The organism is uncultured Lactobacillus sp., assembly GCF_945290125.1.
Lineage (GTDB): Bacteria > Bacillota > Bacilli > Lactobacillales > Lactobacillaceae > Lactobacillus > Lactobacillus rizhaonensis.
Genome location: NZ_CALYQV010000009.1, coordinates 1 through 22,043, shown reverse-complemented (window position 1 = coordinate 22,043; position 22,043 = coordinate 1). Strand labels below are relative to the sequence as shown.

Below are 22,043 nucleotides of genomic sequence, written 5' to 3'. Positions count from 1 at the left end.
AATTATTGTGCCAACTAAGTGTCAAAAAAAAGCAACCTCATTTGGTTGCCTTTCCGCTTAATTTTGGAGTATTCTTTGACAGTTTTTTAGATAATTTATTTCTGTCAAAAATCTTCAGTATTTGTAATTTCCAGGTTACTGTTTTGGGTATCAAAAATTAAATCATAAATGTATTTAATTTCAGTAATCGGAATTTTGATATTATATATTCTCTCCAATTGTCGCAGTGATCTTCTAATATTTTTTATAGTTTTCACACTTTGAGCTGTTTCCTTAAAATTATTGGGTGGTGTTTCTAACATTTGGTTACGAATAATTCTTTCAATCATACAACTAATATGAACGAATAAGGCCATCATCGTTGTATTAGAAAGTGTTACGTTTAGATATTTGTCCATTAACTTAATACATGAATCAATATTTTTGATGACTTCTTTTGTATCTAAAATCGTTAATGAATTAATAACCCGTTCAATAGTGAAATTTCTTAGAATAGACTCATTAAAGTGATCAAGATTCTTATCAGACAAGATTCCCTTCAATATTCGTTTTAAAGTTGATAGTTTTGATCCACTTACTAATTCTTCCAAGGAAATATAAGGAATATTGTAGTATTTCGGGTCCGCTGTTCCAATCACGACTAAAACGTTATATTTTCTTTTGAGGGCCATTTCTTGATCCTCTAATTTTAGCCAATTATAGGAACACGACATTACTTGAACCTTACTTTTCAAAGGTAGACTTTCCTCAACCATTTTTTTAATTTTGTTTGCAGTGCCTACGCCCGTTGTACAGCATACTAAAATCACATTTTGTTTAACCATCTTTGGATAAATAATCCGATAATCATTATGAATTGTCTCATCCATTTTATTGATGATGGATTCAATAGGCTTTCTCTCTTTTATATAATTAGCTACAAATAAGGCTAATTGTGTGGAGACATTATTTAATATGACTACCGGAAAATTTAAGTCCATTTGCAATAGTTCAGGAATTTTTTCTAAGGAACCCATATCTACCATTAGAATTAAGCCATTTACCACGTGTCTGACATGGATATAGTTCGATACCTTTTTTGCTATCTCCTCCGGTAAAATATCAATTGGCATATCAAAAGAATCAAGTAACGGTTCACCGGCAATTTTATTAACAGTATCGGCAATACTGCTTGCTGTCGAATAACCATGAGCTAGAAGAATACAATGAACTAAATTTGAACTCTTTTTTCTTTGTGCCCCACTCAGGTAAATAGCTAAAAATAATTTATCGATATCATCGGTATACAAGTTAAGCATATTATTTACAACATTTAAAATTGTATCTACAACTTCACTTGTATAATTTACTTCATTAATTTCGCTAACAATTCTTTTTATTGTTTTACTTTGGTTCTGTGATAATTGCCAATGTTTTTCTTGTCTAAAATAAAAATAATAAGAAATAGCTACAATAATATTGCCGTTAAAATCATTTCGTAAATCGTCTTGAAGATAACCAACTTCTTGATTAAGCATTTTTTTAATTAGATTAAGGGGCAATTCACCTTTGTCCATAGTTTTTTTCTTAAAAATAAGATAATCACATAAGTTATTTAATTTTGCAAAAGCTTTTGAGATAAAAGAATTAAAAGAAACTTCGTCATATAAAGACAAAATTTGATTCATTGTCTTCTCTATGTAGTTTGTGCTTTCGTAATTATCAACAAAATCTTGAATCTTACTATTTGGTTTAATCAATATATTCTTTTTATTCCGTGACCAAATTTCTTTTGAGAAGGAAATACCAGATAATAAAATTCCCTGTGGCAAGTCAGCCAATTTAACATAAATACTATTTTGATCATTTTTTTCTGTTTTACTAAGAGCACTTGCTACAGAAAGCAAGACATCATTTTTTAGTTGACCAATATTACTTTCATATTTAGTATTGGCCAAAGTTAAAAGTACATGATTATTAACATTGATATTTTTCTTTATTTTTTTTGCATGTAGTATAAAGAAATATATTATTAAAGATCTAATCTCATTAGTTGTTCGATCAAAAAGTGGTGGCATTGTAATTTGAACTGGAATTCTACGAATAAATGTGGCCAAGAAACTACTCTTAATATCTTCTGTAGTAGCACAAATTAATCTTACATTTAGCGACTTCTTTTTAGCTGCTTCACCTAATGGTGCTATTTCTCCGCTGTCTAAATAAGAAAATAGTTTTTCCTGTCCTTTAGGATCCAACCTATGAACTTCATCAAGAAATAGCATGCCATTATTTGCTTCATCAAAAAGACCATTGTGGGCAGTTTCAGCACCTGTAAATGAGCCTTTAGCATAGCCAAAAAGCGTACTAGTCAATAACTCTGGGTTATCAGCATATTCTGCGCAATTAAAACTAACAAATTTACCATTTGAAGGTATACATCCTTCAGCTACGCAGTAATCAAAAAATTTTCTTGCTATGTAGGTTTTACCCGTTCCTGTTTGTCCATTAATCAAAACGGGAAGTTTGCCTGGGTAGGATGCAGCTGCTTTTAGTTTCCTAATCTGACCATATAATGATTGGTCATGTCCTATGACACCAGAAAATGCATCAGTTTTTCTTAAGCTTTTAGTTAAGTCCTCTATACTGTCATATTCTTGATTTAATACCTTATTTGTAGTCTTTGTAAGGTTTTCTCGATCTAAAAAAATCACGGGTCTTGTTTTGATCTTAATAATTTTATTTTCACTAACTAACTGGTTAAGGTAATGGCTAACTGTGTTCCTTTTAACTCCTAACCTAGCAGCCAACTTAGAAGTTGAAAATTGTTTGATATCTTCATATTTTGCTTCATGTATTAAGTTAAGCAGCTCTTGTTTTAAATTCATGACAACCCTCCTCCTTTACTATTAAAAGTTATGGTAACGGTTTTATAAAGTCCGTTCAAGAGGAAAAAATAAGTCTTTAAAACTATGATGAAAACTAAAAGGACTAACTCCGATTGAATATCGAAAGTTAGTCCTTAGCTAATAACTTATGAAGTGTCTCCTAATTTTAGTAGTTCACATCACTATAAACTATTGTCTGCTTTTATTGCTTCTTTGCAGCTAAAACTAAACTCTTTTGAAATTTAACTAGTAAACAAATTAAGGCTAGTAATAGTGCAAGTAATCCGCTTAGCGAAAAGACATTAAAACCTAAATGACTGACTAAATTAGTCAAAGGATTAATTATCAGTGGACTGACGACCCCACCAACCGAATAAATCGCAACATAAATCCCCAAAGCCATAGAAACACTGTTAACATCGACAATCAGGGAAATCAAGTAAGGAAATTGCCCCATTGCAATACTCATTGCTGCTCCGACTATAAAGCTGCCAATAAAGACAATTAGTAGTGAATGAAACAGACCAATCAAAAAGTATGCAATGCCATACAAACATATTGAAAGAGCAATTGAAGAATAGCGAAATATTTTGCCAATTTTACCCACAAATAAGCCGCAGATCATCCCACCAACAAGAGAAATAGTAGATGTTAATGCTGCTTGTCTAGTGGCACCAAGATTTTCTCTCATTACAAACAAAGAGATATTATTATTTAAAACATTATTAAGTAACATTATCAAAAACGCCCAGAAAGCGCTATAAAACACGAACTTGTTTAAATGAATTTTAGTATTAGCTGCTTCAGTGTCATTCTGAGAAGCGATGCCAGTTTCAAATGGCAGAAGAAGAAATACAATTAGAAGTATTAGCAGCGAAAACAGATATATCCAATAATTATTAATCCAGTTGCTTGAAGCTGCCAGTTGAACTCCGCCCATAATAAAGACCATGCCGCCAATATTAATAAAAGTTGTAGATAACCCATAGTAGATTCACGTTCACTTTGAGGCAGAAATTGTGCGATTAAAACCTGAGTTAAATTGGTGCAGGCTCCTTGACCTAAACCCACTAAACATGAGCAAAAAAGTAAGAACGCAAAATTCGTGTGCAGTACTAGTGGCAATAACCCACCAATTGTGACTAAAAGAATTGAAGTAAGAGTCAACATTTTTAAATTAACTTTATTTGCTGTCAATTTACCAATGATTATTCCCGCAAGCATCATAAATAAATTTGGTAAAGATGTCAGCATTTGTACACTAGTATTATTAAGGCTAAAAAATTTAGCAATGGCAGCGTAAGATGGTGTAATAGCTAAAGCTGCCATGCCAACCAAACTAACCGCTAAGATACCTATACGAGTTTTTGAAAAAGAAACTCTTTGAGCACTATTCATTGACTTTTACCGGGTTTTAGCAATACTTTGAACGGCATTTCTACCCGAAAATACAGCATAACCTGCTGTACTTCCTGGTAAAGTGACAGCGTAAGTATCACCAACGAGCATCCCTGCAGCATCATTGCCAACAGCATAAACTCCGGTAAGAGGATAACCATAGGAATTTAAAACGGCATTGTTATTATCAACGCGAATGCCACCAATTGCACATGCCATACCAATACCCAATTCCACTGCATAATATGGACCATCTTTTAAAGGGGTCATGTATGCGGGAGCTTTGCCAAAGTCAGTATCGGTTCCTTTAGCTACTAAGTCGTTATAGCGCTGAATGGTTTGCGGCAAATTTGGTAAATTCAATTTTTCAGCTAATTCAGCCAGGGTATCTGCTTTAGTCAAGTACTTATCACCATTTTGTAAGTCACGCATAATTTCTTCTTGTAAATGTTCTAACTTTTCAGGTGAAACTGGTGAATTGCCTACTTCCTTGTAAAGACCGACATTAGTTAAATGGTCAACCGTTTCTTGATTAAGGATTGAAAAGGTTCTTGATTGGGTTAAAAGAGCGCTGCCTGCATGACACATATTGTCATTGACATCTTCATTAACAAAGCGTTCGCCTTGTTCATTTACCCATAAAATTGCCTCTTGAGTTGCTGCTGCCGCCAATTGTTCAGGCATATGAACAAAAGGTGGACGTGTTTTATCCAAAATAGCGCCGCCACCATATTGAATAGCGCCCATCTGATAGTGTTCAGCTCCCGCCTGCCACGATAGTTGCATACCGTCACCAGTAGATTTGCCATCACTAACTGACAGCAATCGTTCGGTTGCAGGAGTCCGCTTCTTAATCAAATCTGGATTATCCACATAGCCGCCTGTAGCTAAAATCACGTTATTTGCAGTTAATTCTCTAAACTGTCCTGTAGCTTCATTTTTAATGACTAAACCACTGACATGACCATTATGTTGTAAAATTTTTTGCGCACTAATGCTAGTTACAATTTCTACACCAAGAGATTTAGTCTTAGGTATTAACTTTGTAATCACAGCATGGCCACCACCGGCAAAAGTATGAATGGTAGGCCAGCTTTTACCCTGAGGACCAATTTTACTAAACTCAACTCCAAGAGAATGAAGCCAGTCAATTACTGAGCCACTTTGACTAATATATTTTCGTAAATGAGGGGCACTGGCTTCATAATGTGAGTAGTTCAATTCATCTTGAAGCAATTTAGTAGGATCAATCTTAATGCCTTTTTCTTTTTGCAAAAAGCTGTCGACTCCCATTGCGCCTTCGACGTAGTTGCCGTCACCGCCAAGTGTCCTGCCTTTTTCAATTACTAAGGTCTTGATGCCCTGCTCGCCAGCACTGACAGCTGCTGCCAAGCCACTAAGGCCGCCACCAACGATTACTAGGTTATATTCGGAATTTTTAGGAAACATGAATTTTCTCCCCTACTTCAAGCCGACTGAAACGCCGCCGTCGCTTAGAATTGTCTGACCGGTCATAAATGTGGCTTCACTAGCTACAAAAACAAAGATTTTAGCAACTTCGGCAGCTGTTTCTGCCCTCTTCATTGGTACTGTTGGTAAAACTTTCTCTAAAAAGCCGCCTTCGTTAAGTGGGGTTTTAGTTAGGCCGGGAGCAACACTATTAACACGAATATTTTTATCAGCATAATCAATCGCTGCAGCTTGAGTCATACCAATAATGCCATTTTTGGCTGCATTATAAGCACCCATACCACCAGGATTATAAATACTGCCTAAAGCACTGGTATTAACGATTGAACCATAGCCTTGTTTTAAGAACAGTTTGATTTCTTCACGCATACACAAGAAGGTACCACGCAAGTCCAAATTAATCGTATTATCAAAATCTTCATCAGTCAGTTCGGCAAATGGCTTCAAAACACCGCCGCCAGCGTTATTCATTACATAATCAATCTTACCGTAATCGGAAACGATAGTTTGTAACCCGCTCTTAATACTGTCTTTATCCATGACATTTAAAATCAAGCCGGTAATCTTACTGTTGTATTTCTCATTCATTTCAGCAGCAACATCCAGCACTTTCTTGTTATAGTCAGTTAAAACGACATCACTACCCTGCTTGGCAAATTCCTCACTAATAGCATAGCCAATACCTTGAGCAGCTCCAGTAACAACAGCAACTTTTCCTTCTAACATTTTTATTTTCCTCCTAATTTAAACTCTTAATTGCTTCTTCGGCAGCAATCCAGCCGGAAACAAAGGCAAAGCCGTTAGCAATACCTTCATAGCTCGGGTAGCCATCTGAATATAAACCGTTAACATTATTACCAACAATATATAAATCTTTAAGTGGGATGCCATCTTCTTTTACTGGCTGACAGTTACGGTCAACATTGACACCGTCTAATGTTCCTAAAATTGCGCAGTGCTCAATTATTGCGTAAAATGGGCCTTCTTGAACGTCAAACAATAATTCAGCAGCCGGCTTTAAGAAAGTATCGTCTTCTTTTTGCTTAACCGCCTTGTTATAGGCATTAACACTCCTTGTGAGTGAAGAATAAGGCAGTAATAACTTCTGGGCTAATTCTTCCAGGGTATTTGCTTTTACAACTTCACCCGTTTTAACCGCATTATCAAAGTCTGTTTGAATATTAGGTAAAGGGCCCACAGTTGTTCTTGGCGTTTGTCCTACGTCACAGAACTGTCTTTCAAAAGTGTCTTCAAGATTAACTTCTTTTTGCTTAAAAGTATCTAAAGTCTTTTGGTCCAGTAAAACGTAATACATACCGTTAACGTTATGAGCAGCATTACCCCACATAGCAAAATCATAAACTACGTCCTCGTTTACAAAACGATTAGCGGTTTGATCCAGCCACAGTAATGGTAAATTGGTTAGAGTTTCAACAGCGCTGTCTCTTTTCATAGGATTAATGTTCATGCTTGGTGCACAGCCGTGGGCAAAAAGAACTGGGTGGTGACGACAATCTGCACCTAATTTATGTGTTAATCTAATTCCCGTACCCGTAGATTTGCGCTCTCCCAGATTCAAAAGTGCTTTAGTATCTGAAAAATTGGCTGTCATCATTTCTTGACTGCCACAATAGCCGCCATCTGCAAATATTACTTTTTTAGCAGCAATTCTAATTTCTTCACCATTTTTATTTTTGGCAATGACAGCCTTTAAGCCATTATCATATTCTAGATCGACAGCTGCAGTTTCTAACATTACCTTATTGCCAGCTGCGGTAAATTTATCCGGTAATTTATCCCAGTTAGCCATTTTTTCTTTAAAATTATTAAATTTATGGTAAACCAGTGGATCATTTAGGTGCGCTTTTTGTTCGCTTTGTTCCACAGTTACCGGTAACCCCATTTCTGCTAACCGCTCAATATTGGCACCTGACTTTTTTAAAAACCTCGCCAATAATTCACCATTAACAAAGAAGTGATTGTAATCTGTTAATCCGTTAAAAGCTTCACGATAGCCATAATTTACGTGCCGTTCTTTTTGTTCAGTGGAATTAATAGCAAAAACTCCATGAGCACCAAATTTGCCGGCACCTCCGACTTTGTTACCTTTTTCTAAAAGTACAAATGGCACATGCTTTTGATAAAGCTCAAAGCAAGCTGAAATTCCAGCTGATCCTGAGCCAACAACTACGACTTCAGTTGAAAAAGAATTCAATGTAACCTCACCCTTTCTGATAATTTTGTGATTCTTATTACAATTGAATTCTATGTCATTTTTGATAAAAGCGCTAACACATAAAAGTTGTCAGCGATAAGTTAAAGTTGTCACATGCTTAAGCATTTCTATAAATTTAGTTGAAACCATTGGATTCATTGCTATTACCACATTAAAAGCTTTCTGCAATTGGACTGGTGCTAACCGTTCAATATTATTGCAGTTTTGCGGTAAACTAAAGGATTCCGGTACGATTGTGATACCACCGTTAAAGTTGACATTTAAACATCCAGCTGCAAAGCTGTTTACCTCTGCCACTTCTTTATATTTCCAACCATTTTGACAATAGATTTTAAGCATAGCAAGCTGAATATCAGTAATACCAGTTGATTTCCAGTTTTGCATATAAAACATACTGCTTTTAGCGAGTTTCTGCTTATCGCCATGATATTGCCCTAGTTCATCTTTATTTAGCAGTAAGTCAAAACTAGTTTTTCTAAAAGGTAGGCAGTCTATTTTATTATTGCCGGCAAAGGCTAAGTCAAAGCCAACCAGTATGTCATAATTACCATTAATCAATCTTTTGATGCAAGAATCAAAATTTTCTTCGTCAAAATTTGGCTGACAAATATCTGGTATTTTTGAAGCAAATAATGCAGCGTCATTTTCAAAGCCTTGCAAAAAATGGACACGCAACAACTTTTCTGGATTTGGATCTGGATGGTGCCAAATTTCACTGTACAAATTGATAATTTCTACGCTGCGTTTATAGAAAACTTCTCCTACTGGCGTTAACGAGAATTTACCAGCAGAACGGTTAAGCAGTTTTTGACCCAACTCATCTTCTAATTTCTTAATAGCTGAACTGACAGCTGTTTCTGAAACATAGTTTCTCCTTGCTGCTGAAATAAAGCCGTGAGTTTGAACGACATCAACAAAATATTTTACTGGCATTAAGTTATAATTCATTTTGCACCTATGCTATTTAACACAAATTACTTTTTTCACATTTATAATATAAAAAATTTAGCCAACTTTAAACCGTATTCAATAGAAAAGTAGCATTAATTATCAAATATACCTTAACTGTTGGTAATTATGGCAAAAGTAAAGTAAAATGTTTAAGGATTAAAAAAGGAGTGGCATAATGTCTAGACTTGAAAAGCCTGTAGTAATTGGTATTACCGGTGGTTCAGGTAGCGGGAAAACTACCATTGCGCAAAAAATTGTTGCCCAGATGCAAGAGAATGAACACGTTTTGATTATGACCCAGGATTCATATTACAAAGATAATACTGGGATTCCTATGAGTGAAAGAAGGAACATCAACTATGATCATCCAGATGCCTTTGATGTTCCTTTGCTTAGAAAACAGTTGCAAGACTTACTAAATTATCGGTCAGTCGAGATGCCTGTATACGATTTTAAAGAGCATACCCGTAGTCAAAAGACCATTCATACTGAACCTGCCGATATCATTATTCTTGAAGGAATTTTGGTTTTAGCTAACAAAAAAATTCGTGATTTGATGGATATCAAAGTTTACGTTGACACGGATGACGATATCCGCTTTATCAGACGTTTAGAACGTGATCTAAATGAGAGAGGCCGGTCCATTAACTCTGTGATTGAACAATATTTAAGCACAGTTAAGCCGATGTATCATCAATTTATTGAACCTACCAAACGCTATGCGGATATTATTGTTCCAGAAGGCGGTAAAAATGATGTCGCCATTGATATGCTTACAACTAAGGTACACTCAATTTTAAGTAAAAAAGAAAAATAAAAAAGGAGTAATTGCTTCAAAGAGCAATACTCCTTTTTAAATATTTAGGCTATTTTTGGTTTCAATGCTTTATCAAATAAATTCGTAATCAGTTTAACTAAAACGCCATCAAAAACCAGAGCAGAAATGATATTAGTAATAAGCATTACTACTTGTACCTGCATACTGAATTTGCTCCAGCCATATAAAATATATGAGGGAATAAAACAGCCAAAGGAAGCAAAAAACGCACCAGTTAAGACGCTTTTCCAAGTGAAATTTTGATAACGTTCTTTTTTAGGGAAAAAGCCAATTTCATTAGTAGCACCTTGAATAATTCCGGAAAGAATTGTCGTGGCACCCCACTGACCACCTATGGCCATTTCAACCACAGAGGCTAATAATTCACCGATCGTACCTGACCCTGCAGTAGGGACAAAATACATCGCTAAAGGTCCGGCCATAAGCCATAAACCAGTAAAAGCAGTATCAGTCACCGGTGCAAAGCCTGTGGGCACCAACAGCATTTTTATTAAATTAAAAGCCCAGTTAAAGCCATATGTATAAATGACTCCCATAATAATTCCAATTAACGCAATTAAAATAATCGACTTTACATTCCATTTTGAAGTTCTAGTAAACATAAAAATACTCCTAACTTTACATGTCAGTAGGAGTATCATTATTACCTAATTTTACACTTCCCTAACGCAGGTATTGTCCCGATCAGGTTCAGAGGGTATTTCTCAGCTTTTTGGCACCCCTAGTGACTGTTATTCAATTTTTACTATTATATCATACTTTAACTAAATTTGTTCCTTATTTTAGACAATTAATGTAGTTAATGACATTAAAATTGACTAAAACTTGCCAGCTTTTCTTTAGTTAAATCACGAATAATAGCAAGCGCCAAATCAACAGATGCTTTAAAATCTGAATAAGCACTGAAACAATAAGGAGAATGTTCATAACGAACAGGAATACCAATCACAATGGTTGGTGCACCATTTTCATAATAAATTGCTGCTCCATCTTGGCCCCCGCCAGTGCGAACAGAACGGGTGTACGGAATGTTATTCTTATCAGCCAAATCGCAGGCATACTGTTGAAATTTAGGATTAGGCAAAAACGAAGTGTCCATGTCACGTAACATCGGTCCCCTCTTCAGTCCAGTTTGCGACAACCATTCTGGGGTAAAGGTATCATCTGCTGGACAGGATTCTAGAACGATCGCTAAATCAGGCTTTACTGCACGTGCTGTAACGTACGCTCCGCGCAGACCGACTTCTTCCTGGCTGGAAAGTGCTGCTACAACGTTAAACTCAGTTTGTTCACCCTTTAAATTGTCTAAAACATCAGCCATAGCAGCTGCGCCGAAGCGGTCATCAAAATCTTTGCCGAAAAACAAACCAGATTTTTCATTGTATTCACATTTGACATCCACAAAAATAGGACAACCAGTATCAATTTGATAATCATTAATTGTTTCGGCACGTGAACTGGAACCAACGTCAATTGACATATCGGCTACGTCCGGTACATTATTTTTTTCGGCTGCAGTCATAAAATGAGGCGGTTTAGTAGCTACAACACCAGGGACATATTCACCTGCACGATTTTTAATTTTTACGCGCAGAGCAGGAATATTATATTTAACCCAGCCGCCAAGGGGCACGAATTTAATCATGCCGTTAGGACGGACAGCTTGGGTAATAAAGCCAACAGCATCTGAATGTGCATCCAGTTGAATCACTGGCCGACCCGGTTGGTTTTCTTTTTTGCTGGCATACACATTGAGCATACCATCAACTTTCACGTCAGCAAAATCTTGGACAGTTGCGGTAAATAGTTTAACAAATTCTCCTTCAAAGCCGGAGGTGGAATTGGCATCAGAAAAAGCCTTGAGCATTTTAATTTCTTGTTGTTTTTGCATTTTTTTACCTTTCACTAAAAATATCTTATTCTTTAATTTTACCAAAAACTGAGGTTGCACGTTAAAAATTTAAGCAAATCGAGAATTATCTTACTGCTTTTGACAATATAGCTACTTTTTGTACGTAATTGACCGCAAAAAAAGTGAAAATAGTTGAAAATGGTCTGTTTTTTTAGCAAAAAAATGATATAATCGAAATATTAGGAATTTAAATTGTTTTACAATGAAGGGTAGATAAATGCCAAAAAACGACAATATTAATAATATTATTGATCATAAATTGTTTAGTGAAGATGACATTCACCAAATGTGTGTTAAGTTAGGAAAGCAGCTTACTAACGATTATGCTGGTAAGAAACCTTTAATCGTTGGTGCTCTCAAAGGTGCTGTTTTCTTTTTAACTGATTTGGTTAGAGAAATGGACGTCAAAGCTGAAATTGATTTTCTCGATGTCTCAAGCTACGGTAATGAAATGGAGTCTTCCGGGAAAGTTAAGCTAGTTTCTGATTTAGCATCTGATGTGAAAGAGCGTGATGTTTTAATCGTTGAAGACATTGTTGACACTGGTCTGACTTTAGACTTTATGAAAAAGTTGCTCGAAAAGCGTGGAGCAAAAAGCGTTAAATGTTGCGTTTTACTTAACAAGGAAGCAAATCGTAACGTCGACGTTGATGTTGAATATTATGGTTCAAAGGTTGGTAATGAGTTTGTAGTAGGCTACGGCCTTGATTTCATGAATTATTACCGTAACCTGCGTTATATTGGTGTATTAAAGCCCGAAATTATTAAACTGGTTAATAATAAATAAACAAAAGAGTTGTTTTGTAGACAACTCTTTTTAAATGTTTTTATTCTTCTTGAGATTCTTGTGCCTTATCGTTAATATTTTTAACGATAAACCAACGCATGAAACCCTGTTCGATATCATCGAGCTTAAATTCAAAACCCTCTAATTTGACTTTTTCGCCCTTTTTTAAGTCTGGATAGTGTTCCATCATATAGCCACCGATGGTGATAATATCACTATCTTGGAAACTTTTTAAATCAGTCTTAAAATATCTTGCAAAATCATATAGGGTCGTTTTGCCCGATACATGAATATTACCTTGCTGGTCTCTAATAATATAATCATCAGAAACGTCATCTATTTCATCTTTAACCGTACCGAATAGTTCCTCATAGATATCCTTATCCGTGACTATTCCACTGGTGCCGCCATATTCATCCACCACCAAAACGATTGGCGTGTGCTTTTTAATCATTAACTGCAAAATATCTTGGATTGGCATGGATTCAGGTACTGTAATCATTGTTCTAATAATACGTGTAACTGGCACCTTGTCGTCAATCTGGCTCTGTTGAATAACATCAAAAGCATAGATATAACCAACAATATCATCTTTGTTATTATCTCGAACAACCGGAATTCTACTTGAACCTTCATCCAAGTACAACTTAAGGGCCTGCCTGATAGAATTAGTTGAATTAATAACAACTAATCGAGTTCTATCCGTCATAATATCTTTGGCTATTTTATCATTCAGCTCAAAAGCACGTTTCATATATGTCAGATCATTTTTATCAAGCGAACCACCGTGAACAGCTTTTCGCGATAATTTAATGATTTCTGATTGAGAGTAAACCTGATTTTCTTCATCAGCCGGCTCAAAACCTAACATTTTAAGTAGGCCATTTGAACTAGCATTAAGTAACCAAACGAAAGGATAAACCAAGGTATGGAAAAGCTGCAAAGGGGTCACAATTTTAAGCAAAATTTTTACTGGCATGTCAATTGCAATATTCTTAGGTACAATTTCTGTTACAACGACTTCTAAATAAGTTAACAAAATTACACCTAAAATTGCACTTAGCGAACGAATTACTGCATGATTAAGTTCTACTAAATTAAATGCTCTCTCAAATATTGCAGCCAAAGTATCCGCTGAAAACCAGCCCAAAACTACACCAACTAAAGTAGTTCCGACCTGTGTCGTTGAAAGGTATTCATTTAAATTATGAGTCATATGCAAAGCGCGCTTTACTTTGCGATGGTTGCCAATTTTATTAGACAACATATCTTCAAGCTGGCTGGGTCTGGTTTGAACCAAAGCAAATTCTGCAGCAACAAAGAATGATGCAAAAACAAAAATAACTAAAGTTGCTATTAAATTAGTAACTATTTGGGCTGTACTCAAAATCTATATCATCCTTATCAGTATAACCGTGAAAATTTCCTATTAAATATTTTATCATTAATAGCGCTTTATTTAAATTGTAGTACTTGTCTATTTAACTAATTTATATATTTTTTTGAATGGCAAACGATCAGGATAAAATTTGGGATCATTGACCTCAGCTGCATTATCTTGATATCCTAATCCAATTGCCATACCAATAAGCTCGTCTTCCGGAATTTTGCCATATTTACGCACTAATTCAGGATAAGACACCATTGAGTGTGCCGGCATAATTGCTAATCCTGCATTAAGTGCCAGCAACATGATGCTTTGTGAAAAAATCCCTAAATCATAAACAGACCAAATGGGAGAATTTCTGGGAATCGTAAGAAATGCCACATCCTGGGCATTAAACATATTGTTATTTGATTCTGTAAATAATTCCATTTTATTATTGAAAAAATATGGTTGTGAAGCTCCAACTGCAGCCATATTTTGACTGGGATATGAATCCCAATCAAGTGACAGCATTTTGACAAAATCTTCATGAGGCTCAACATTGTTCTCTATTTGAGCTTTGACCTCTTTTTTTAAACCAGCAAGTGCGTTACCAGTTAACATATATACCTTCCAAGGTTGCGAGTTAAGCAGTGACGGGGATATTTGTGCCCTTTTAATAATATTAGCAAGTAACTCTTCCTTAACTTTTCTATTAGTAAACTTGCGAGTAACTCGTTCATGGTTATAAACTTTATCAAATTCCATTACGACTCAAATCCTTACATACAAATAGCATTATCAAACACTCTACTTATTAAACAAAATCTCTCTAAAATTTTAAAAACAGATAGAATTAATCAAAAACACTCGTTTTTTGCTATACTCACTTGTTTACACTTTTATATCAAGCTATAAATTAAAGTATTACTATCTAATAAATTCAGTCATATAAACATTAATTATATTAATAAATTATACACAATATTGCAAAGGTATTCAGTAAGATTAATAAAATATTTCTAGCAAAATTATTCTAAGGACAACTTCTGTTTAAAGCATAAAAGCCGTTTATACTGCATTTACACAATATTATTAGTTAATTATATATAAATAAACAAACAAAGCGCTGATAAGTTGCTAATTTTAAAACAAATGCAGAATTAAAAAACAGTTCAACTAGAAAACTAATTAAACCGTTCTTAAATTTTATATTGCCTGCGTAATTCACGCTCTTGATCACGTTTCTTAATGGTCTCGCGCTTATCATATTTTTTCTTTCCTTGGCCAACACCAATAAGAACTTTGGCAAAACCATGTTTAAGATAAACCTTCAAAGGGATAATTGCAATACCCCGCGTAGACTGATCTTTAGCAAGTCGTGCAAGTTCCTTTTTATGCAAAAGTAATCTTCTTGAACGAAGAGGTTCATGGTTATAACGATTACCTTGCTTATATTCACTAATGTGGACATTTTCGAGAAAAGCCGAACCATTAATAACTTGGACATAGCCATCGCGCAAGTTAATACGTCTTGCACGTACGGATTTAATCTCTGTACCTGTCAAAGCAATACCGGCTTCATACGTATCCTTAATAAAATAGTCATGATGTGCTTTTTTATTCTGAGCAATTAAATTCTCATTTTTTTCTTTTTTCAATTTTTCAACCTAATGTTTATATCTACTTAAATGTGGATGATTGCCATTTTTTTGAAAATTGTTACGGTAGTGACCTTTATGTGCGTGATCATTACGAAAACCCCGATTACCCCGCCTTTCAGTTTTAACGCCGCGTTTATTGTGAGGCTTTTTAGGGGCATTGGGATCATATATTTCAAAGTCCAGTTGATGTTGTTCAACATTGGCATTTGTCAAAGTGACCTTAAGAGGCATCCCTACGTGATACTGTTTATGAGTGCCACGACCAGTTAGCGTCATACTTTTTTCATTATAATTGTAAAAATCATCTGTTAAATTGGAAATGTGAATAAGTCCCTCTACAGTGTTTGGTAATTGAATAAACATACCAAAGCTGGTAACAGAAGACACTACAGCATCAAAGTGATCACCCACTTTATCAGCCATAAATTCGGTCATTTTTAGATCATTAACTTCTCTTTCAGTATCAACAGAAACTCTTTCTTGAGTTGAAGTTTGATCAGCCACATCTGGCAAATAACTGGCAAAATGATCCTGTACCTTCTTGTCAGTCCCTTTTTCACTGTAAGCGTGAATCATTCTGTGAACCATCAGATCTGAATACCTTCTGATTGGTGAAGTAAAGTGGGTATAGAACTTAGCTGCCAAACCAAAGTGCCCTAAAGGTTCTTCTGAATAATGTGCCTGCTTTAAACTGCGAAGCATCATCATTTGGACTACAGCTTCTTCTGGAGTACCAGTAGTTTTAGCAACTACTTTTTGTAAATCAATTGGTTTAACATGGTTAGGATCAGCTGTAATATGCAAACCAAATACACTGCAAAACTCAAAGAAACTCTTAATCCGTTCACCATCAGGAGTTTCATGCACACGATATAGAAACGGAACGTGCTTACGATAAAAGTCTTCCGCAACAGTTTCATTTGCCAGTAACATGAAGGATTCAATCATCTTCTCAGCTATTCCGCGATCGTGTAACACAATATCCTTTGGTTTACCTTGATAATCCACAATAATCTTTGCTTCAGGTTCTTCAAAGTCAATTGCACCGTGTTGATGCCTCTGCTGGTATAAAATATTGTGCAGTTCAGCCATATCTTGCAGCATGGGAGCAAGTTTAACATATTTTTCTTCAAGCTCTTCATGATTATCAGGATCTAAAACTTTATTGACATTGTTATATGTCATTCGGCCATGTGATCTCATCACTGAAGGATGAATACGATAATTAACCCTCTGTCCTTCAGGAGAAATTTCCATTTCACAGGATAATACTAATCGATCTTGACCTTCATTGAGGGAGCATATGCCATTTGAAAGCCTAAAAGGCAACATTGGAATAACGCGATCAACTAAATAAGTACTGTTGCCTCTGGTAAATGCTTCCTTATCCAAAGGGGAATTTTCTGTCACATAGTGAGCCACATCAGCGATATGAACACCTAAATGATAGTTACCGTTAGGCAATTTCCATAACACGACTGCATCATCAAAGTCCTTTGAATCATCACCATCAATTGTAACAGCAGGCTGATCCCTAATATCCTCACGGTCAGCCATTTCAGCTTCAGTTACATGATCAGGTATGGCATTAGCTTGAGCAAGAGCATCATCGGCCCATTCAGTGCGAACGTCATGCTCTGAAACGATCGCCATAATGTCCACACCAGGTAAGTTTTTGTTACCAATGATATTGGTAACTACTCCGGTCATTGAATCGGGGTTGTTCTTGTCAGGGTAACTTGCAATAGCTACTTTAACAATGTCCTGCTTTTGAGGACGCAAACCGTCTTGGCTGATATAAACCCGATAATTGGCCAGCTTTTTATTTGAGCTTAGAACATAACCAATAAAATGACTAATTTTCACTTGGGCATCGGTCATAGGGTAAAATTCGCCCACAAGTGTCTTGGTCCCCCGCTCAAGAATTTGCTCTACTTGACCTTCAGGACCTTTACCATTCCAGGGATTACCACCTGCAGTAATCTTAACCTTAACACTGTCCCCGTCAACAGCATATTCAGTGTAGTCGCGGGCAATAAAAATATCATCAGCATCTTCATTATCAAGTTTGACGAAGCCAAAGCCCTTACTGTTAGCTTTAAATATTCCCTCAACTTCAGTATTTTCCTGCGCTAATTGGTAGTGACCGTTACCGTCAGTAATTATTTTCTTTTTTTGTTCTAAATAAGATAATGCTTTGACCATATCAGAAAAATTGCCGAGTCTGTTTCTACGTAACATACGGTCAATTTGTTCTACTTGATATTGTTTTTTAGGATTATGACGAAAAATCTCTAAAACATTAGCTAAGATGTTCTCGTTTTGTGCCATGCACTTTAACTCCATTTCCTCATTAAAAAGATAAAAAAAGTCCTCCCATCGCTTGATCGGGAGGAACCATTAGTTATTTTGAAGACAAATAAGCTAATACAATAGCAAAAACGAAAAAGAGAACCAGTAAAACAGAGGTTACTTTTTCCATAAATGCTTCAAAACCACGTTTCTTCGTTTGACCACTAAAAACTGCACCGCCAGAGAGTGCATTCAATGCATCTTGCTGTTTTTGCGGCTGCATCATTGTCGCAATAATGATTAAGATTGAAACAATAATTAGTAGCGTCATAAATAAATTGTACAATGCGCTGCCTCCAATATACAGATACGTTACTGGTAAATTTTAGCACAAAATAGATTTAATTTCGAGTTTTATTTTTCGAGCTCCGGAGCATCAGTTTTAAATTTATTTTGTGTTGTTTTCTGATGATTTTTATACCACAGAGAAGTTTTATTTTTTGAATACAGTTTTTTCAGAGCCTTTTGCTCATTATAGTCGTAATCTTGCGGCTTCACCTTTTTAAACCATTTGGGATGGTAAAAACGTAAAAGATTGCCAGCGATAACACGGTCAGATAATGAAAGCTGAGTTGTTACTTTGTTTGATATTGCTACCAGCTCAGCCTTTAATTTTTTATCTGGCTTAATTATTTCTTCGCCTGTCTTGGTATCATAATAGGTGCTGCCAACTTTGGCATATAACGGCGTGATGAAGTCACCGTTACGTTGTGCAACTATTTGAGGTGCTTTTTTACTTAACAAGTCATGACCAAACTGGATCATTTTTTGGTTCTTAATTCCAAGTAAATTAAGCAGTGTAGGTAGTACATCAATTTCTCCACCATAGGTTTTTTTAATGCCACCCTTTAGGCTCCTCATATGGAACATCAACGGAACCCGTTGGAACTTCAGATTATCGAAATTAGTAAATTCATCTTGGTTAAGAAGCTCTGCACTAGCCTTGTAGTGATTGCCGGAAATACCATAATGATCGCCATAAAAAACCAGCAAAGTGTTTTTATCTAAACCTGTTTTTTTCAGCCACCGCATTAATTGACCAATCGCCTGGTCGAGATAATGGGCAGTTTGAACGTAGCCATCAACCGTTTCATCACCAGTTTCAGTCTTAGCAATTGACTGGTTTTTCTTATCTAAATCATAAGGATAGTGATTGGTAACCGTTATTAATTTAAGATAAAATGGTTGCGGCAAACGTTCAATATATTTAATAGACTGGGAGAAGAAAATCTTGTCTTTTAAGCCATAGCCGATGTAATATTTGGGCTTATTTTGATAATAAGAAAGCGGCATAAAGTACTCATAACCAAATTGTTTATAAGCATTATTGCGGTTCCAAAAAGAGCCAGCGCCGCCGTGCATAACCGCCGTAGTATATCCACCCTGTTGATTTAAAATTGCAGGGGCGCTCTCAAACGTATTTGAAGTACCATAACTGGACATGGCTGAACCAGACTGCAAACCAAAAAGAGAATTTTCCAGCATCATTTCAGCATCCGACGTTTTTCCTTGTCCAACTTGATTGTAAAAATTGGAGAAGCTGAGCGTGTTTTTAGCGTGATAAAGTTTATTTAAATTAGGAGTGACCTCTTTGCCTTTCCATTTGTACCCTATTAAAAATTGCTGAAAGCTTTCAAGGTGAATGACCATCACGTTTTTGCCCTTGGCTACTCCAGTATACGCACTATTGGGTTTAACATAATTAAGCTTCAAGTACTTTTTGACTGATTGCAAATCAGAAACATTTGCTTTAGCCATTTGTTCACTTGTTTGTGCAGTCTTAAATGCATCATAAACGGCATATTCATTCATACCCAAATATTTAACAATATAACTGTTGTCAAAAGTTCTCGTCAATAAACCAGGACGATCTTTTTGGGCCATCATCAAATTAATCCCTATCAGAAGAACTGCGATACCTTCAAGTAAAAGATTAAATTTAAGCTTTAAAGGTCGTAAATCGTATTTAACTATCTTGCTAACCATCAAGATAATAACTAGGGCAATATCAATGAAAGTTAAAAAATCAGTTGCCCGGGTAATCCCAACAATACTTTTACCTAAATTATCCGCTGTTGAACCCGAAGTCTTAATAATTGATAACGACAAAAAATTAGAAAATTCACGATAATAAAGAATGTTGGCAAATAACCATAAACTGAGTACAAAATCAGTTGCAATCAAAATCCAATATGATTTTCTGCCTTTAAAGAAAAGACTAATGCCCAATAAAAGCAAGCCTGCTGGTAAAGGATTTAAAAGCAACAGAAAATTCTGCATTGCACCTTCAGCACCGAGATTAAATTTTGTCAGATAAATAACGTAAGTCTTTAACCAAAAGGTCACTAAAACAATAGTAAAAAAGCCTAGTTTGGTTTGTGTCAGCCATTGTAGAAAAGACTTGATCCGTGTCATCTTATTCTCCTCTCACTAAGCTTATATCTTACCCTTAACTGTAGTTATAAGCAGGGATTTTAATAAAAATTAATTATTTGACGGGCTCACTACTTTTTTAGGCTTAAATATCCAGCCAAAAATTCCTAAGATCATGCCAAAAAAGTAGGTCACAAAGCGCCACAAAAACATCCCTACAATTAACCTACCATTGGAGGAAATAAAGGTAGAAAACAAAGTCTGAAAACTATATTCTGCTCCTCCGGATGCTCCCGGAATTGGTATTATCGCCATAAACATGATAATCATAATATTCATTTGCGTTACGCTCGCCCAATTAGCTGGTACGTTTAACGTAACCAAAGTCATGTAAGGGATGGAATAAAAGCATAATAGCTGTAAAACGGTTAGTATGCCACAAATAATTAACTTCTTTTTTTCCTTTTTTAATTTTTGGCTTTCACCATAAAAAGTATCAATCTTTTCAAGTGTGTTTTGGCGCCAAACACTGACACGATCTCGATTAATAAATTTAGCAAGCAAGTTCATGATCCAATTAGCAGCATTTTTAGTCCAGTTATAGGCAAACAAAATTGCAAGCAAAAAGATGATCGAACCAACATGAATCAAAAAGCCAATGGCAATGAAAATAGCTAAACCGGCAAACTTAGTAGCTACCATGTGAAAGCCGGTAACGATTGTCGTGACATAAGCCAAAAACACTACAATTTGATAGATAATGAACTTCATAAGCAGGAGTGAAGTTGCACGACCACCTTCAATGCCCATTTGCACCATTGCAGCTAATTGCGAAGGCTGTCCTCCAGTTGACATCGGAGTGATTGCATTAAAAAGGGCTTGAATTAAAGGGATTCTGAAAAAAGACCATTTCGAACGCTTCGGCTCATTTTTACGTTCACTTAAAACGGCTAAAATGCTGGCTTCAAAAACATAAGAAAGAAGCATTAAGCCGAACACCAAAATTAAAGCAATAACATTGATATTACGAGTTGCCTGCTCTAACTGGGCAACAGGAGTTGATCTTAAATCAATATATAAAACAATACCACTGATTAAAAGAACGATGGCAACGCCCCACAAGTGCTTTTTATTCATTAGCAAATTTGTCCTAATTTCCGGCCGATTTCATATTGCTCGTGATAAAACTCATCCCAGATCCGTGCCAGATTGTCCTCTGAGTATTTGGCACTAGCTGCAGCAGACAGTTCACTATATTTATTTAAAATGGCTGGATCTTGGGCTGCTGCCTGCAATTGATTATTCATTTCTGTAAAATCGTGCCCTTTCATGTAATAGCCACTAATTATTGCCTGATATAAGTCAAGATCTCTTAATAAGACTGGCGTTCCACAACTAAAGGCTTCAAGTACAGACATAGGAAACAATTCATCATAAGATGGCAAAACAAATAAATCCGCTATATTGAGATAATCAACAAGCTTCTGTCGATCGATAATTCCTGTAAATTTGAGATTTTGGGGTGGATTATCTACTAATTTTTTAAAATGGTCATAGCCATCTGTTATTTTTCCAAAAGAAAAACCACCTGCCCATATAAATTGCATTTCTGGATTAGCCACAGCCAGTTTTGCAAAGTCATCAACCCCTTTGCGTTCCTGTACTTGGCCATCACCAAAAACAACAAATTTATCAAGGGGTATACCCAGCTGATGACGAAACGCGTTCTTTTTTTCTTGTCTTTCAGGATAAAATTCATCTTTAGCCACAAAGTTAGGAATATATTTAACGTTTTCGCGTTTTATGCCATATTTAACCAACTTATCTATAAA

At 35.7% G+C, this 22,043-nt stretch carries 19 protein-coding genes and 1 riboswitch; of the genes, 2 read left to right on the top strand and 17 right to left on the bottom strand.

The features are described 5' to 3' along the window. Positions 1-104 precede the first annotated feature (104 nt). The 7 genes from Q0K80_RS02715 to Q0K80_RS02685 all read right to left on the bottom strand — a co-directional run bounded on the left by Q0K80_RS02715 (position 105) and on the right by Q0K80_RS02685 (position 8,916). On the bottom strand, positions 105-2,864 hold the full coding sequence (locus Q0K80_RS02715; protein WP_294602771.1) for a sigma 54-interacting transcriptional regulator: 2,760 nt from the start codon (positions 2,862-2,864) through the stop codon (positions 105-107). 202 nt (positions 2,865-3,066) lie between these two features. Next, positions 3,067-3,804, bottom strand: a complete 738-nt coding sequence (locus tag Q0K80_RS02710; protein ID WP_294602768.1) for an MFS transporter — start codon at positions 3,802-3,804, stop codon at positions 3,067-3,069. Further along, on the bottom strand, positions 3,732-4,262 hold the full coding sequence (locus Q0K80_RS02705; RefSeq protein ID WP_294602765.1) for an MFS transporter: 531 nt from the start codon (positions 4,260-4,262) through the stop codon (positions 3,732-3,734). The genes Q0K80_RS02710 and Q0K80_RS02705 overlap by 73 nt, the downstream gene beginning before the upstream one ends. A 6-nt stretch (positions 4,263-4,268) precedes the next feature. Beyond that, positions 4,269-5,711: an FAD-binding protein gene (locus tag Q0K80_RS02700; protein ID WP_294602761.1), complete on the bottom strand. Its 1,443-nt coding sequence runs from the start codon at positions 5,709-5,711 to the stop codon at positions 4,269-4,271. A gap of 12 nt (positions 5,712-5,723) precedes the next feature. Continuing rightward, positions 5,724-6,458 (bottom strand): SDR family NAD(P)-dependent oxidoreductase, encoded by a 735-nt coding sequence (locus Q0K80_RS02695; protein ID WP_294602759.1) that lies wholly within the window; start codon positions 6,456-6,458, stop codon positions 5,724-5,726. 13 nt (positions 6,459-6,471) lie between these two features. Further along, complete coding sequence (locus tag Q0K80_RS02690) at positions 6,472-7,947, bottom strand: FAD-binding protein (RefSeq protein ID WP_294602756.1); 1,476 nt, start codon at positions 7,945-7,947, stop codon at positions 6,472-6,474. 90 nt (positions 7,948-8,037) lie between these two features. Further along, on the bottom strand, positions 8,038-8,916 hold the full coding sequence (locus tag Q0K80_RS02685; RefSeq protein WP_294602753.1) for a LysR family transcriptional regulator: 879 nt from the start codon (positions 8,914-8,916) through the stop codon (positions 8,038-8,040). Between the two features lie 178 nt (positions 8,917-9,094). Here Q0K80_RS02685 and udk point away from each other — a divergent pair, with 178 nt between their 5' ends. Then, a complete protein-coding gene (gene udk, locus Q0K80_RS02680) occupies positions 9,095-9,736 on the top strand; it encodes a uridine kinase (protein ID WP_294602750.1) in 642 nt (213 codons plus the stop codon). A gap of 44 nt (positions 9,737-9,780) precedes the next feature. On the opposite strand, the gene Q0K80_RS02675 is transcribed toward udk, so the two are convergent. Together Q0K80_RS02675 and Q0K80_RS02670 are read right to left on the bottom strand one after the other, a co-directional pair. Continuing rightward, entirely contained in the window at positions 9,781-10,359 is a 579-nt protein-coding gene (locus tag Q0K80_RS02675) for an ECF transporter S component (protein ID WP_294602748.1), read from the bottom strand. Between the two features lie 41 nt (positions 10,360-10,400). Beyond that, positions 10,401-10,490: riboswitch (TPP riboswitch) on the bottom strand. A 75-nt stretch (positions 10,491-10,565) separates the two neighbouring features. Then, positions 10,566-11,648 (bottom strand): M42 family peptidase, encoded by a 1,083-nt coding sequence (locus tag Q0K80_RS02670; RefSeq protein ID WP_294602746.1) that lies wholly within the window; start codon positions 11,646-11,648, stop codon positions 10,566-10,568. A 238-nt stretch (positions 11,649-11,886) separates the two neighbouring features. Between Q0K80_RS02670 and hpt the strand changes: the two genes are divergently transcribed. Beyond that, positions 11,887-12,456: a hypoxanthine phosphoribosyltransferase gene (gene hpt, locus Q0K80_RS02665; protein WP_294602744.1), complete on the top strand. Its 570-nt coding sequence runs from the start codon at positions 11,887-11,889 to the stop codon at positions 12,454-12,456. Between the two features lie 40 nt (positions 12,457-12,496). Here hpt and Q0K80_RS02660 read toward each other — a convergent pair whose 3' ends face one another. From Q0K80_RS02660 to Q0K80_RS02625, 8 genes are all read right to left on the bottom strand, one after another. Next, positions 12,497-13,843: a hemolysin family protein gene (locus Q0K80_RS02660; protein WP_294602742.1), complete on the bottom strand. Its 1,347-nt coding sequence runs from the start codon at positions 13,841-13,843 to the stop codon at positions 12,497-12,499. A 90-nt stretch (positions 13,844-13,933) separates the two neighbouring features. Then, the gene (locus Q0K80_RS02655) at positions 13,934-14,590 is read right to left on the bottom strand and encodes a nitroreductase (protein ID WP_294602740.1); all 657 of its coding nucleotides are present in this window, start codon (positions 14,588-14,590) and stop codon (positions 13,934-13,936) included. 434 nt (positions 14,591-15,024) lie between these two features. Further along, a complete protein-coding gene (gene smpB, locus Q0K80_RS02650; RefSeq protein ID WP_294602739.1) occupies positions 15,025-15,483 on the bottom strand; it encodes an SsrA-binding protein SmpB in 459 nt (152 codons plus the stop codon). 9 nt (positions 15,484-15,492) lie between these two features. After that, the gene (gene rnr / locus Q0K80_RS02645) at positions 15,493-17,817 is read right to left on the bottom strand and encodes a ribonuclease R (RefSeq protein WP_294602738.1); all 2,325 of its coding nucleotides are present in this window, start codon (positions 17,815-17,817) and stop codon (positions 15,493-15,495) included. A gap of 73 nt (positions 17,818-17,890) precedes the next feature. Beyond that, the gene (gene secG, locus Q0K80_RS02640) at positions 17,891-18,124 is read right to left on the bottom strand and encodes a preprotein translocase subunit SecG (protein ID WP_294602736.1); all 234 of its coding nucleotides are present in this window, start codon (positions 18,122-18,124) and stop codon (positions 17,891-17,893) included. Positions 18,125-18,192: 68 nt separating this feature from the next. Further along, entirely contained in the window at positions 18,193-20,253 is a 2,061-nt protein-coding gene (locus Q0K80_RS02635; RefSeq protein WP_294602733.1) for an LTA synthase family protein, read from the bottom strand. A gap of 69 nt (positions 20,254-20,322) precedes the next feature. Next, on the bottom strand, positions 20,323-21,348 hold the full coding sequence (locus Q0K80_RS02630) for a lysylphosphatidylglycerol synthase transmembrane domain-containing protein (protein WP_294602731.1): 1,026 nt from the start codon (positions 21,346-21,348) through the stop codon (positions 20,323-20,325). After that, positions 21,348-22,043 (bottom strand): glycosyltransferase family 4 protein (locus tag Q0K80_RS02625; protein ID WP_294602729.1); only part of this gene is annotated, 696 nt, incomplete at its 5' end. The genes Q0K80_RS02630 and Q0K80_RS02625, both read right to left, overlap by 1 nt.

Coding starts and splice junctions, on each gene's coding strand:
- Q0K80_RS02715 (WP_294602771.1), bottom strand. CDS start 2,864: ATGAATTTAAAACAAGAGCTGCTTAACTTAATACATGAAGCAAAATAT.
- Q0K80_RS02710 (WP_294602768.1), bottom strand. CDS start 3,804: ATGGGCGGAGTTCAACTGGCAGCTTCAAGCAACTGGATTAATAATTAT.
- Q0K80_RS02705 (WP_294602765.1), bottom strand. CDS start 4,262: ATGAATAGTGCTCAAAGAGTTTCTTTTTCAAAAACTCGTATAGGTATC.
- Q0K80_RS02700 (WP_294602761.1), bottom strand. CDS start 5,711: ATGTTTCCTAAAAATTCCGAATATAACCTAGTAATCGTTGGTGGCGGC.
- Q0K80_RS02695 (WP_294602759.1), bottom strand. CDS start 6,458: ATGTTAGAAGGAAAAGTTGCTGTTGTTACTGGAGCTGCTCAAGGTATT.
- Q0K80_RS02685 (WP_294602753.1), bottom strand. CDS start 8,916: ATGAATTATAACTTAATGCCAGTAAAATATTTTGTTGATGTCGTTCAA.
- udk (WP_294602750.1), top strand. CDS start 9,095: ATGTCTAGACTTGAAAAGCCTGTAGTAATTGGTATTACCGGTGGTTCA.
- Q0K80_RS02675 (WP_294602748.1), bottom strand. CDS start 10,359: ATGTTTACTAGAACTTCAAAATGGAATGTAAAGTCGATTATTTTAATT.
- Q0K80_RS02670 (WP_294602746.1), bottom strand. CDS start 11,648: ATGCAAAAACAACAAGAAATTAAAATGCTCAAGGCTTTTTCTGATGCC.
- hpt (WP_294602744.1), top strand. CDS start 11,887: ATGCCAAAAAACGACAATATTAATAATATTATTGATCATAAATTGTTT.
- Q0K80_RS02655 (WP_294602740.1), bottom strand. CDS start 14,590: ATGGAATTTGATAAAGTTTATAACCATGAACGAGTTACTCGCAAGTTT.
- rnr (WP_294602738.1), bottom strand. CDS start 17,817: ATGGCACAAAACGAGAACATCTTAGCTAATGTTTTAGAGATTTTTCGT.
- Q0K80_RS02635 (WP_294602733.1), bottom strand. CDS start 20,253: ATGACACGGATCAAGTCTTTTCTACAATGGCTGACACAAACCAAACTA.
- Q0K80_RS02630 (WP_294602731.1), bottom strand. CDS start 21,348: ATGAATAAAAAGCACTTGTGGGGCGTTGCCATCGTTCTTTTAATCAGT.